This window comes from Paractinoplanes ferrugineus, assembly GCF_016862195.1.
GTDB classification, from domain to species: domain Bacteria; phylum Actinomycetota; class Actinomycetes; order Mycobacteriales; family Micromonosporaceae; genus Actinoplanes; species Actinoplanes ferrugineus.
This window is the reverse complement of sequence record NZ_BOMM01000038.1, coordinates 152588-165911: the sequence shown is the minus strand read 5'-3', so window position 1 is coordinate 165911 and position 13324 is coordinate 152588. Positions and strand designations below refer to the sequence as shown.

The window sequence follows — 13324 nt, the reverse complement described above, 5'->3', positions numbered from 1 at the left end:
CCTAGTTCCGCGTTGTGGGGTTATATCTTTATGCCCCCACAGGGGTTACAACTAGTGCATGCCCAAAGTCAACGTATACCTGCCCGACGACCTCGCCGACGCCGTCCGAGACTCGGGTGTGCCGGTTTCGGCCATCTGCCAGCGGGCCCTGGAGCAGGCCATCCGCCGCATGCAGGCGATCCGCGAGGTGAGCCTGAGCAACCTCGAGCCGGCGTCCTTCTCGGACCGTCTCCCGTCCTTCACCGGCCGCCTGACGATGGCGCTGAGCCTAGCCGCCGAGCGCGCCAAGGCGGCCGGCGCCACCGTGGTCACCACCAGCGACCTGCTGGCCGGCATGCTCACCGAGGGCGGCAACCTGGCCCTGCAGATCCTCACCGCGATGGACGTGGCCCCCGCCTCGCTGGCCATCCCGTCCACCCCGGAACCCGGTCCGGCCGAGCCGGGCCTGCGGTTCAGCACCCCGGCCGCGGTGGCCCTGGAGCTGGCGGTCGGCGAGGCGGTCGGTTTCGGTCACAACTACGTCGGCTGTGAACACCTGATCGTCGCCCTGTCCGGCGAACCCGAAGGCGCCGCCGGCGAACTGCTGCGCTCCCGCGGAGCCGACGCCCGCTCCACCCGCCGGGCGGTCGCCGCCGCCCTGGCCGGCTATGTCCACTTGCGCGCCAACGCGACCCAGGCCCCGCCCTCGGCCGCCCTGCTGGCCGCCTTCCACGCCGAACTGGTGCCGCTCATCGAGCGCATCGAACAGCTGGAGGCCCGCGTCAACTGATCGACAAGTCTATGGTGTCCGCGTGTCGCTCGCGATCATCATCAAACGACTTGCTGTCGCGCTCACCATCGGTGGCCTGTTCGCGGCCGCCGGGTCGTGGGGCCTGGCATTCGGCGAGCCGGCCGCCCACCGACGCCGAGATGCGAGCGATTGTCGCGGTCATCTATCCGAACCTGACGGCCGGCGACCCGGGCCTGGTGGACGACGAGCGGGGCCTCGCCGAAGTCGGGACGAACGTGATCGACGGCGTCGTCATCACTCGGGCCGACGTGTTGGCCGGGCCGCGATTTCCGCAGGCCACCGGGACCGACAACGCCATTTTCGGCACTGTCGACGGAGTTGTTCCAGGCTTTGTGCAGGCTGAGGTCGGCGAGCAGGACACCGACCTCGCCGCGGCGGGCCGGGCGCTGGCGGCGGACGGCTGGCGCACCGGAGCGGCGGACAGCCGGTCGGTGACGGCGGCCCGCGACGGCTGGCGGCTCCGCCTGGACAACGGCGGCGACTTCAGCTACGGCGACCACGACAAGCCGGTCTCCACTTTGCGCGTGGAGCGCCGCCCGACGGACGCGGCCGTGGCCGTGGCGGCGCTCGGGTGGCTGCTGGGCTGCGTCGCCGGTTGGTTCAAGCCGGACCGCGTCTCGATCGGCCACACCGGGCCGGCCCTCCTCACGATCAATACCGTCATCGCCGCCGTCGGCGTGCTCCGCGGCGTGGTGGCGATCTTCGGAACCGGCTCGTTCCCGGTGCCCTGGGCGGCGTTCGAGCTCTTCCTGGTGCGTCCGCTGACCCTGATCGGCCTCCTCATGACGGCCGCCTACCTGGTCACCACGCGCCGGTTCCACGAAGCCATGAACCGGCGGGCGAAGGCGCTGCGCGGCCGGTGAGGGTCAGCCCTTGAGGAGAGCCGCGACCTCGGCGGCGATCTCCGCGGGGTCCCGGTGGTCGGTGACGACGGTGTGGGTGGCGACCGAGAGGTAGAGCGGGCGGCGCTGGTCCAGCAGGTATTTCAGCGTGGCCCGGGGGTTGATCGCCAGCAGCGGCCGGCCCCCGCCGAGGCCGACCCGCTTCACCGCGTCGGACAACTCGACCGACAGGTAGACGACCGTCTGAGCGCCGAGCAGCTCCCGGGTGCCCTCGTGGAGGATGGCGCCGCCACCCAGGGCCAGGACGCCGTCGAAATCCGCCAGCGCGGACGCGATCGTCGTACGCTCCAGGGCCCGGAACGCGTCCTCGCCGTCGTCGAAGAAGATCTCGGGAATCGGCTTGCCGGCCGTCGCCTCGATCAGGTTGTCGGTGTCCGAGAACGGGACGCCGAGCAGCTCCGCCACCATCTCGCCGATGGTGGTCTTGCCGGCGCCCGGGGCGCCGACGAGGACGGCGACCGGGGCCATCAGCGGATCACCAGGTTTTCCAGGTAGCTCGCCAGGTTGCGGCGGATCTCGGCGACCGAGTCGCCGCCGAACTTCTCCACCGCGGCCTCGGCCAGCACCAGCGCGACCATCGCTTCGGCCACCACGGCGCCGGCCGGGACCGCGCAGACGTCGGAACGCTGGTTGATGGCCGTGGCGGGCTCGCCGGTCACGATGTCGATCGTCTGCAGCGCCCGGTTGAGCGACGAGATCGGCTTCAGGGCCGCGCGGACCCGCAGCGGCTCGCCGTTGGTGATGCCGCCCTCGAGGCCACCGGCGCGATCGGTGATCCGCTTGACGCCGTCGGCGGTGGGCACGATCTCGTCGTGGGCCACCGACCCGCGCGACCGGGCCTGGGTGAACCCGTCGCCGATCTCCACACCCTTCACCGACTGGATGGACATCAGGGCGGCGGCGAGCTTGGCGTCCAATTTGCGGTCCCACTGCACATGAGATCCAAGGCCGGGGGGTACGCCGTAAGCCAGCACCTCGACGATGCCACCGAGCGTGTCGGCGTCCTTCTTGGCCGCGTCGACCTCGGCCACCATGCGCGCGCTGGCCTCGGGGTCGAGGCAACGCAACGGGTCGGCGTCGATCCGGTCGAAGTCGTCGGGGGTCGGCACGAGGCCCGTCTTGGCGGCCACCGAACCGAGCTCGATCACGTGCGAGACGATGTCGATGCCCAGCGCCTGCTTGATCAGCTCCTTCGCGACCACGCCCACCGCGACCCGGGCAGCGGTCTCGCGAGCACTGGCGCGCTCCAGGATCGGGCGCGCGTCGGTGTGCCCGTACTTCTGCATGCCGGCCAGGTCGGCGTGACCGGGACGGGGCCGGGTCAGCGGCTCGTTCCGGGCCTGGGCGGCGAGCTCGGCCGGGTCGACCGGGTCGGCCGCCATGACCGTCTGCCACTTGGGCCACTCCGTGTTGCCCACCCGGATCGCCACCGGGCTGCCCTGCGTCACCCCGTGCCGGATGCCCCCGATGATCTCGATCTCGTCCTGCTCGAACTTCATCCGCGCCCCCCGGCCGTAGCCGAGCCGACGGCGCGCGAGATCGCGCCCGATCAGTGCACTCGTCACTTCCACCCCGGCGGGAACGCCTTCGAGGAGCGCAACGAGCGCCGGGCCATGGGATTCACCTGCGGTCAGCCAGCGCAACACGGGTCACAGTCTGGCACGCCGCCGCCCCGGGTCGCCGCAGCCCCGGCCCCATCCCGCTCAGCGGAATGAAAACACCGGTCCCCCAAGCTCAGCGCCCCGCCCGGCCCGGCATCACCCAGACCGGGCTCACCGACAACGCAGCGACCCGAAGTCACGCACTTCCCTTGAAGAAGGGGCCTCCCCGGCACTCCGACACCCCACCTTCCCGGAAATAGGGTCTCACCGCGCCCGATCCCGCAGCCGCCGTCCGATATGCCCGGCCACCGCGGCGCACGCAGCGACCCGGAGCCGCGCCCAAGCGCCAGGAAGGGGGCGGGAAGAACCGGGAGCGGCTCTACCGGCGGCTGGCGGCCTCGAACAGGGCCGCGCGCATGGCGGCTCGGGGGGCGGGAGTTACGCCGGTGAACTGTTCGAACTGGCTCAAGGCCTGGGCCAGGAGCAGGTCCAGACCGGACACGACGGAGATCTCGGCGGCGGTGGCGGCGGCGGCCAGCGGGGTGGGCCAGGGGTCGTAGATGGCGTCGAAGAGCACCGTTCCGGGCCGCCAACGGACCGCGGGGGCGAGGTGGTCGGCGGCGCCCTTGGGGACGGTGGAGATGACGGCGTCGGCGGCGAAGAAGTCCGCGGCGGCGGCCCACTCGGCGCCCTGGATCTCGAGGCCGAGCGCCGCGGCGGCGGGCCGCAGGTCGTCGCGGGCGGCGGGGCGGCGGGTCACCACGGTCACGGTGGCGGCGCCTAGTTCGGCTGCCGCGCCGAGGGCGGCCCGGGCGGTGCCGCCGCCGCCGAGCACGGTCACCGACGGGGACGGCCGCAGGCCCGCTTCGCGGAGCACGTGGACCATTCCGTACACGTCGGTGTTGTCCGCGTGCCAGGTGCCGTCGGCACGCCGTACCAAAGTGTTGGCCGCACCGGTCGCTCGGGCGACCGCCGAAGCGCTCGCCGCCAGGCGGAGCGCCTCCTCCTTGAGCGGCATGGTCAGCGAAAGCCCGGCCCATTCGGGGCCGAGCCCGCTGATCAGCGCGGCCAGTTCCGCCTCGGCGCACTCGATCGCCACGTAGCTCCAGCCGTCGAGGCCGGCGGCGGTGAACCCGGAATTGTGAATCACCGGGGAGAGCGAGTGGTTTATCGGTTTGCCGAGGACGGCGGCTTTGGTGGGCATCAGCAGAGCGGGATCCCGTTGCGGCAGGCGATCTGGATGTTCTTGTCGTGCTGCGCGAGGCTGTCGGTGAATGCCGAGTTGCCCTTTTTGTCGATGGCCACGAAGTACAACCAGTTGCCGGCGGCCGGGGTCATCGCGCCTTCGAGCGCGGACTGGCCGGGGCTGTCGATCGGGCCGAGCGGCAGGCCCAGCTTGCTCTTGGTGTTGTACGGGTTCTTCGGGTCGTCGAGCTCCTGCGGGGTGAGCTTGCCGGAATGCTTGGCGTCCTTGCCGTTGAGCTCGAGCCAGTAGTTGGCGGTCACGTCGAACTGCAGCGGCATCTTCGCCTTGTAGGCCCGGTTGTAGGCGACCCGCGACACCTTCGGCAGGTCGGCTTTCGTGCCCGACTCGGCCTGCGCCAGCGACGCCACGATCAGGGCTTCGTAGGGCGAGACGGCGAGGTTGTTCTGCACGTTGTCGGCGAACGTCAGGTCACCGGTGACGGTGAGGAACCGTTTCACCATCACGCTGAGGATCTGCTTGGCGTCGAGCTTGGGGTCGAACTCGTACGTGTCGGGGAACAGGAACCCCTCGATGCTGGTCTTCGCCGCCGGTTTGCCGTCGCGGCGGTTGAACCAGTAATCGGGTACGCCCAGGGCGATCGGGTCCTTGGCGGCGGCCTTGAAGTCGTTTACCGGGATCTTCGTGGCCTTCGACAGGATCGCGTACGCCTGCAGGGACGTGCTGCCCTCGGGAATCGTCACCCCGGCGGTGATGCGCGCTTTCGGGTCGAGCAGCAGGGTCACGGCATTGGCCGCCGACATCTGCTTCTTCATGTTGTACGTGCCCGATTGGATGTTCTTGCCACGCGGATTCTCGCCGGCCGCGTTGGTGAACGCCTTTGTGCTCTTCACCACATCGGAGTCGACCAGGGTGTTGCCGATGTCGGTGAGGGTCGCGTCCTTGGCGATGGTCACCTGAATCGGATCGGTGCCGGGCCCGTCGTAGTCGGCCGCGGTGAAGTAACCCTTCACCTTGGTGTATCCGAAAAAGACACCGCCGCCCAAAAGCGCCAACAGAATAAAAGCCATCAAAAAGGCGATGCCGGACTTACCCGAGCCCTTTTTGCCCGCGCGGGCGCCCCGCCGGTGGCGAGGTCTCCCATGTTCGGCGTGCTCGTCGAACGCCAAATCCAGCTCGTCGATCATTTCTGCCTCCGCTGCGCGTCCAGCCAGCTCTGCAGGATCTCCACCGCGGCCGCCTGATCGACGACCGCCCGCTGCCGCTTCCCCCGGACGCCACGTTCGGCGAGCCGTCGGGTCGCGACCACGGTCGACATCCGCTCGTCAGCGAGGCTGATCGGCACCTCGCCGACCGCCTCCGCCAGTCGCCCGGCGTACGAACGAATGTCGATGGCGGCAGGGCCTTCGGCACCGTTGAGGCGCACCGGCAGCCCTACCACGATCCCGACCGCCTCATGTTCCCCCACGAGTCGGACGAGCTCGGCAATGTCGCCAGGCACGGCATCTGGTGCCGCACCCATGTCACGGGGCACCGTGACCAGGGGGGTGGCCAGGATCCCGTCAGGGTCGCTTATGGCAACCCCGACGCGCACCTTACCGACATCCACGCCCAGTCGCCTACCCCGCGACAGTGCGCTCATTCGGCCACCCTCCCCACAAAAACCGCCCTTAAGACGGACCAAAGGTAGCCTTCATCCGCCGTCAGCCCGCCGCTTCCCCGACCGCCTTCTCGACCGCGGCGAGAAGCGTCGGGACCTGATCAGCCGGGACACCGCCGCCCTGGGCGAGGTCGGCGTTGCCGCCACCCCGGCCGGACAGGGCACCCTTTACCAGATCCGCCGCCGACAGTCCGCGGCTCCGGGCCGCGCCGTTCACCGCGACGATCAGCGAGGCCTTGCCGTTCGACCGGGCCGCGACCGCGACCACCGCCGGACGGGCCTGATCGATCTTCCCGCGGATCTCCTGAGCCAGCGTACGCACATCGTTGCCGGCCGCACCCTCCGGTGCCTCGGCTCCGACGTAGGCGACGCCCCCCAGGTCACGGGCCTGCTCAGCGAGCGCACCGGCACCACCGAGCACCATCTGGGCGCGCAGCTTCTCCAGTTCCTTCTCGGCGTCGCGCAGCGCCGTGACGGTCTGCTCGACCCGGTCCGCGACCTGCTCGCCGGGCACCCGGAAGAGGTCGGCGAGGCGGGCCACCAGCAGGTGCTCCTTGGCCAGGAAGCCGAACGCGTCGATGCCCACGAGCGCCTCGACCCGGCGCACACCGGAGCCGATCGACGACTCGTTGAGGATCTTCACGAGGCCCAGCTGACCGGACCGGGCGACATGGGTGCCACCACAAAGTTCACGTGCGTAGTCGCCGACTTCAACCACCCGGACCTCATCGCCGTACTTCTCACCGAAGAGGGCCATCGCGCCGAGCCGCCGCGCTTCCGCCTGGGAGGTGATGAACGCGTGCACTTCGAGGTCACGCAGCAACACCTCGTTGACCTGCTGCTCGACGTCGTTCAGCACCGCGGGCGAGACGGCCCCGGGCGTGTTGAAGTCGAAGCGCAGCCGGCCCGGCGCGTTGAGCGAACCCGCCTGGGTCGCCGACTCGCCGAGGAAGTGCCGCATTGTCTGGTGGATCAAGTGGGTCGCGGTGTGCGACCGCGAGATCGCCTTGCGCCGGGTGATGTCGATCTCGGCCTCGGCCGACTCGCCCGCGCGCACCTCGCCCCGGATGACCCGCGCCTTGTGCACGATCAGGCCGGGGAGCGGCTGCTGGACGTCGACGACCTCCAGGTGCCCGCCGCCGACCTTGATCACGCCGGTGTCGGCCTGCTGGCCACCGCCCTCGGCGTAGAACGGGGTGGTGTCGAGCACCAGCTCGACGTAGTCACCCTCGCCCGCCACCTCGAGCCGGCCGCCGTCGCCGATCAGCGCGCGGACCCGCGACTCCCGGGAGATCTCCTGGTAGCCGGTGAACTCCACCGGGCCGCCGTTGTCGAGCGCACCGCGATAGGCGGACAGGTCGGCGTGGCCGGTCTTGCGCGCGGCCGCGTCCGCCTTCGCGCGGGCCCGCTGGTCGGCCATCAACCGGCGGAAGCCCTCCTGGTCGACCTCCAGGCCCTGCTCCTGTGCGATCTCCAGGGTCAGGTCGATCGGGAAGCCGTACGTGTCGTGCAGCTGGAACGCCTTGTCACCCGACAGAGCGGATTTCCCGGCCTTCTTCGAGTCGTCGATCGCGGTGTCGAGGATCGTCGTGCCCGCCCGCAGCGTGGACAGGAACGAGTCCTCCTCCGCGTACGCGTAATCGGAGATCCGCTGGAATTCCTCGGCCAACTCCGGGTAGGACGGCGCCATGCAGTCCCGCGCCACCGGCAACAGCTCCGGCAGCGCCCGCTCCTGCCAGCCGAGCAACCGGATCGACCGGATCGCCCGGCGCATGATCCGGCGCAGCACGTAGCCACGGCCCTCGTTGGACGGGGTGACCCCATCACCGATCAACATCAACGAGGTACGTACGTGGTCGGCGATCACCCGCAGGCGTACGTCGTCCGGGTGACTCTGGTTGGCCGCGTGACCGGAACGTACGCCGTACTGCTTGCCGGTCATCTCGGCCGCCCGCGCGAGGATCGGCCGGACCTCGTCGATCTCGTAGAGGTTGTCGACGCCCTGCAGGATCGACGCGATGCGCTCCAGCCCCATGCCGGTGTCGATGTTCTGCTTGGGCAGGTCACCGACGATCCTGAAGTCCTCCTTCGACTTCACGTCGGTGATCTCGTGCTGCATGAAGACCAGGTTCCAGAACTCCAGGTAACGGTCCTCGTCGACCTCCGGGCCGCCCTCGGGGCCGTAGGAGGGACCACGGTCGTAGTAGAGCTCCGAGCACGGGCCGGCCGGGCCGGGGATGCCCATCGACCAGAAGTTGTCCTTCTTGCCCCGGCGCACGATCCGCTCGGCCGGCATGCCGGTCTTCTTCCAGATCTCGATGGCCTCGTCGTCGTCGAGGTAGACGGTCGCCCAGATGCGTTCCGGGTCGAGCCCGAAACCACCCTCCGAGACCGGCTTGGTGGACAGCTCCCAGGCCAGCGGGATCGCCCCGGCCTTGAAGTAGTCGCCGAACGAGAAGTTGCCGTTCATCTGGAAGAACGTGCCGTGCCGCGAGGTCTTGCCGACCTCGTCGATGTCCGGCGTCCGGATGCACTTCTGCACGCTCGCCGCCCGCGCGTAGGGCGGGGTGCGCTGGCCCAGGAAGAACGGCACGAACTGCACCATGCCGGCATTGATGAACAGCAGGTTGGGGTCGTCGATAGCCGGCAGCGGGGCACTCGGCACGACCGTGTGCCCGTTGGCCTCGAAATGCGCCAGAAAGCGCCGCTTGACTTCCGCCGTCTTCATCGTCGGTTGCCCTCCTGAGCATCCTGCTCATCGTCTTCGTACAGCTCACCCTCGGCGAACGCCTGCTGGATCTGCTGTTCCCGCTCCGTCATGCCGTCGCGGACGTCATCCACGAAGCTACGCATCGACTCGACCAGGCCGCCAGCGGATTGTGAGAGAGAGGTGGCGATGCCGGTCGGGGTGAACTCGTTCGCCTTACGGGTGAGCTTGCGAACGACGAGTGCGCCGACGGCCAAGCCGACGCCCAGCCAAAGCAGGCGCTTCATGAGATGCCTTCCTTAAGATCAGCGGGCCGACTTGCGGCGCTGCTTGATGGTGGAGCGAACCTCGCGGTCCTCGTCGGCGCGGCGCCGGTTGTGCACGGCCTTACGCAGGCCGTAGCCCAGCGAAGCGACCTTGACCAGCGGGTTCGCCGCCGCGGCGGCCACGACGGTGGACAGGTTGGCCACGTTCGCGGACACGTGCGCCGCGTGCTCGGTGATCGTGTCGACCTTGGCCAGCTGAATGTTCACACCGTCCAAAGAGACCTGCACCTGGCCGAGCGCGGTGTTCACATTCTCCACCGTCTCGTTGACGTTGCCGAGCAGCGGCCCCGTCCGGTCGGTGATGTCATTGATCGCCCGGGTGGCGGCATCCACGGTGCGGCCCAGCTTGAGCAGCGGTACGGCCAGCACGATGACGAGCATCAGGAAGGCGCCCGCCGCGATCAGACCTGCGATTTCTCCGGCGTCCATGTGGCGCTTCTCCTCTACGGGTGGCGGGTCAACGTGCAGACCCTACCGTCCGTGACCTTCGCCCGCTTCACGACGCCGCGGGTGTCGGCTCCAAGAGGGGGTCGTTGGACAGAACCGGATCCGGCGTCTCGCCGACCAGTCCCGGACTCTGCGCCGGTTCGCCCTTGCCACGGGTGTCGGCGACCGCGCTCTGCACCTGGATCTTGACCGTCGACCCCACACACTTCTTGGTTGGCCCGGTCGTCGCCGGCGCCGACTGCACGGTGTTCGGATCCTGCGCCGCCACCTGGTCGATGGCGCAGTCCGGCAGCCGCACGAACAGGTCCAGAGTGAACTCGTCCCGCGTCCAGCACGTGTAGGTGCCCTGGTCCGCGGCGATCGGCGACTCCGGGCAGTCGGCCACCCTCCAGGGCTTCCACCCGGCCCGTTCCAGCGCCGCCGTGTAGACCTTGGTGGTCTGCTTGAACTCCCGGTCCGAGTCGATCCGCCGCTCCCGGAACCGGCAGTCCAGGAAGCACCACCGGCTCCCACTGCCGTTGTCCTCGACATGGGTGGCCGCCCACGACGGCACCGCCAGCGCGTCCAGCGAACTGAACACCGGGTCCTTGCTTGCCGACCGCAGCCCGAAGACCGCCGGCAGAACCACGAGCGCCACCACCGCGAGCGACAACAAAATCACCAAGCGCAACCGGCGCTGCGTGCGTACCCGGCTGCGAAGCTCGCTGCCGGCACCCCGAAGCCCGGTCATGGTCTCCGGGTTGGCGTCGGATCCGGCTTCACCCCTTGGAGGTACGGGCTGAGCACCCGTTCGCGGCTTCGCGCCGGCCGGGTCCCGCACCGGCGCAACCTTCACAGCCGCCGACGCCGCCCGTCCCGAGGCCCCCACCGAGGCCGCCCCGACGGACGCCGCACCTACCGCCGCCGCACCCACCGCCGCCGCGCCCGTGGCGACTGTGCCCACCGACGCGGCACCTACGGATGCGGCCCCCACCGAGGCCGCGCCTACTGAAGCAGTGCCTGCCTGAGGACCGCCTGCCTGAGGACCGCCGGTTTGAGGACTGCCTGCCTGAGGACCGCCTGCCTGAGGACCGCCTGCCTGAGGACCACCTGCTTGTGGAGCGCCTGTCTGAGGACCGCCCGCTTGCGGAGCACCCGCCGATGCGGCGCCCACCGAGGCGGCCCCCACCGAGGCAGCGCCCACGGAAGCGGCACCCCGGGAAGCCGCACCCGCCGCGGGGAGGCCTCTCGGCGGTGCACCGGCCGAGGCGGCGCCTCTCGGGGCCGCACTCGCTGCGGCGGCCCCGGAAGCTCCACCTGGCCCGGCGGGACCCCGGGAAGCCGCACCTGCCGCGGCAGCTCTTGAGGCCGCACCCGTCGCGGCACCCCTTGAGGCCGCACCCGTCGCGGCACCCCGCGAAGCCGCGTCCGCTGCAGCGGCACCCCTTGGAGCTGCACCCGTCGCCGCCGCATCCCTTGGAGCCGCACCCGTCGCGGCGCCTCGTGCGGTCGCACCCGTCGCGGCGGCGCCCCTTGGGGCTCCATCTGCCGCGACGGCGCCTGCGGAGGCCGCGCCCTTGGAAGCTGCTGAGGCGGCGCCCCTTGCGGCTGCCCCTGCCACGGCTGCCCCTGCCGCGGCGGCACCTGATGACGCGGCGCCGGCTGCGGGTCCGCCGGCCGGAGCCGGGCCCACCGAGGCCGAGCCGACCGGAGGAGCACCGACCGAGGCGGAGCCTACCGGGGTGGCGCCGGCCGCGGCCGAACCGAACGAGGGGCTGCCGGGGGCGGCGGCGGCCGAGCCCGTACCGCCTGAAGGCGCCCCGGCCGTGGCTGCTCCCGCCGGAGCTGCACCGGCCGTACCCTTGGCCATCGCGGCGCCCATCGCGCCGGCACCCATGGCCGCCGCACCGAGCGCGCCTGCGCCACCCGGTCCGCCCTTGCGCCCGGCCGCCGGTCCGCGATCGCCGGTCGCCCGTCCGTTGGCGCCGGCCGGTCCACGCCGGCCGCCCTGGGGGGCTTGCGGCGCCGAGTCGGGGCGGGCTCGTTTGCCGGTACCGGTCGGCCCGTCCGGCGTGCCGAAAGCTTGACTTTGATCTCCGGACCCGGTCTGTCCCGCGAAGCGCGGCCCCGCATCCGGCCGGCCGCGTGCCGGCGACACCGGCTGACTGCCGAAACCGCCACGCGCCTCGAAGCCCTGACTCTGTTCCGGACCGGCGGAGCGCGGCTCTTCCGGTCGAGCATGCGCGGGCGAAACCGGCTGGCTGCCGAAGCGCTCGCCGATTTCCGGACGATCACCCTGAGCCGGGAAACCCGGCCCCGGCAGCGACGGCCGGCCCGGCGAAACCGGACCAGCCGGAACCATGCCGGCCGCCGCGGCCATCGCGCCGGCCGGGCCGGTACGAGGACCGGTCCGGGGTCCACGGCCACCACGCTGACCCGGCTGCGACCCAGGTCCGCCACGCTGGTCGCCGCGCGGACCGTCGCCGGGCTGCCCAGCACGGACGCCGGCACCGGTCGGTTGGCTGCCGCGCGGGCCTATTGGGCCGGGAAGCTCCCGCGGGTGCACCGGACCGGAAAGCTCACCACGCAGGTTGACCGGCCCGGTGCCGTCACCGGGCTGCTGAGATCCCGGGACGTCGCCGGGCTGCCGCGGTCCGCCGCGCCCGGTGACCGGGCCGGTGGCCTCGCCGGGCTGCCGTTGGCCGCGACCGGTGATCGGACCGGAGATCGCGCCCGTGTTGCCGGCCATCGCACCGGCCCGACCGGGTACGGCCGGGGCGCGTGCACCCTGCCGCCCGGGAACCACCGGCGGCATGACCTTGGCCGACGCCCGTGCCTGACCCGGCGCGCCGGGAACGACTACCGGTCCCGTGCCAGGCCCCTGACCCGTCGGCCCCATACCGGGACCTTGCGCGGCTGAGCCCACCCCGGGACCCTGGCCGCCCCCACCGGGACCTGGGCTGCCGACAGCGCCTTGCGGGCCACCCGCGACCGGGCCACCGATCGCGCCGTGACCGCCGGCTCCTTCCGGACCGCCGGCCGCCGGTGCACCGGCGGCACGGCGCCCGCCTGCTCGGGTGGGACCCCCGGTGCCGCCGGGATCGTTCATGCCATCGGGGCCGAGCGGCCGCCCGCCGGCTGCCGGGCTGGCGGGACCCACTGGTCGGCCGCCGGCTGCCGGGCTGGCGGTGCCTACCGGTCGGCCGCCGGCTGCGGGGCCGGCGGGGTCGGGTACAGCGCGGCCGCGGGAACTGTTCCCCGGGCCGCCGGCGACTGGGAAGTCCTGCTGTTCATCGCGGCCACGCGCGCCGGTGCCGCGGCCGCCACCCGGAAAATTTGGCTGTCCATGCCGTCCGGCGCTCTCGTCGTCGTCCGGGGCGCCGTGCCGGCCGGTGCTTTCGCCCGGGTAGCCCGCGCTTTCGCCCGGGTAACCGGTGCGCTCACCCGGGTAGCCCGCGCTCTCAGCCGGGTAGCCGGGACTTTCCGCCGGGTAGCCGTGGCTCCCGGTTGGATAGCCAGGGCTGCCGGTCGGATAGTCGGGGCTGCCGGGTGGATAGTCGGGGCTGCCGGGTGGATAGTCGGGGCTGCCGGGTGGATAGGAGTCGCCGCTGAATCGGCCGCCGGGCGGTGGTCCCGCCGGTGAGGCCGGCATGGCGGCACCGCGCCCGCCTGGACCGGGTGGTGGTCCGTCGGTTCGGAAACGGTCGC

Annotated in this window: 12 protein-coding genes; 2 read left to right on the top strand and 10 right to left on the bottom strand. The window is 71.4% G+C overall.

Annotated elements, in window-relative coordinates:
* Window positions 1-58 precede the first annotated feature (58 nt).
* Both Afe05nite_RS20900 and Afe05nite_RS20895 read left to right on the top strand, forming a co-directional pair.
* The gene (locus Afe05nite_RS20900) at window positions 59-769 is read left to right on the top strand and encodes a Clp protease N-terminal domain-containing protein (RefSeq protein ID WP_203818833.1); all 711 of its coding nucleotides are present in this window, start codon (window positions 59-61) and stop codon (window positions 767-769) included.
* Window positions 770-909: 140 nt separating this feature from the next.
* The gene (locus tag Afe05nite_RS20895; RefSeq protein WP_203818832.1) at window positions 910-1653 is read left to right on the top strand and encodes a hypothetical protein; all 744 of its coding nucleotides are present in this window, start codon (window positions 910-912) and stop codon (window positions 1651-1653) included.
* Between the two features lie 3 nt (window positions 1654-1656).
* On the opposite strand, the gene Afe05nite_RS20890 is transcribed toward Afe05nite_RS20895, so the two are convergent.
* From Afe05nite_RS20890 to Afe05nite_RS44945, 10 genes are all read right to left on the bottom strand, one after another.
* Window positions 1657-2160, bottom strand: coding sequence for a shikimate kinase (locus Afe05nite_RS20890; protein WP_203818831.1), 504 nt, complete (start codon window positions 2158-2160; stop codon window positions 1657-1659).
* The gene (aroC, locus tag Afe05nite_RS20885; RefSeq protein ID WP_203818830.1) at window positions 2160-3338 is read right to left on the bottom strand and encodes a chorismate synthase; all 1179 of its coding nucleotides are present in this window, start codon (window positions 3336-3338) and stop codon (window positions 2160-2162) included. Before aroC ends, Afe05nite_RS20890 begins: the two co-directional genes overlap by 1 nt.
* Before the next feature lie 334 nt (window positions 3339-3672).
* Window positions 3673-4497, bottom strand: coding sequence for a shikimate dehydrogenase (locus tag Afe05nite_RS20880; RefSeq protein ID WP_203818829.1), 825 nt, complete (start codon window positions 4495-4497; stop codon window positions 3673-3675).
* Window positions 4497-5684, bottom strand: a complete 1188-nt coding sequence (gene mltG / locus Afe05nite_RS20875) for an endolytic transglycosylase MltG (protein WP_203818828.1) — start codon at window positions 5682-5684, stop codon at window positions 4497-4499. Before mltG ends, Afe05nite_RS20880 begins: the two co-directional genes overlap by 1 nt.
* Window positions 5681-6139: a Holliday junction resolvase RuvX gene (gene ruvX, locus Afe05nite_RS20870; protein WP_203818827.1), complete on the bottom strand. Its 459-nt coding sequence runs from the start codon at window positions 6137-6139 to the stop codon at window positions 5681-5683. The genes mltG and ruvX overlap by 4 nt, the downstream gene beginning before the upstream one ends.
* Window positions 6140-6200: 61 nt before the next feature.
* Window positions 6201-8885, bottom strand: a complete 2685-nt coding sequence (gene alaS, locus Afe05nite_RS20865; protein ID WP_203818826.1) for an alanine--tRNA ligase — start codon at window positions 8883-8885, stop codon at window positions 6201-6203.
* A complete protein-coding gene (locus Afe05nite_RS20860) occupies window positions 8882-9151 on the bottom strand; it encodes a hypothetical protein (RefSeq protein WP_203818825.1) in 270 nt (89 codons plus the stop codon). The genes alaS and Afe05nite_RS20860 overlap by 4 nt, the downstream gene beginning before the upstream one ends.
* 18 nt (window positions 9152-9169) lie before the next feature.
* Entirely contained in the window at window positions 9170-9619 is a 450-nt protein-coding gene (locus Afe05nite_RS20855; protein ID WP_203818824.1) for a DUF948 domain-containing protein, read from the bottom strand.
* A gap of 67 nt (window positions 9620-9686) precedes the next feature.
* Window positions 9687-10367 carry a hypothetical protein gene (locus Afe05nite_RS20850; RefSeq protein WP_203818823.1) on the bottom strand — a complete coding sequence of 227 codons (681 nt, stop codon included), beginning with the start codon at window positions 10365-10367 and terminating at the stop codon, window positions 9687-9689.
* Between the two features lie 254 nt (window positions 10368-10621).
* Window positions 10622-11089: a pentapeptide repeat-containing protein gene (locus Afe05nite_RS44945; protein ID WP_369077025.1), complete on the bottom strand. Its 468-nt coding sequence runs from the start codon at window positions 11087-11089 to the stop codon at window positions 10622-10624.
* Window positions 11090-13324 lie beyond the last annotated feature (2235 nt).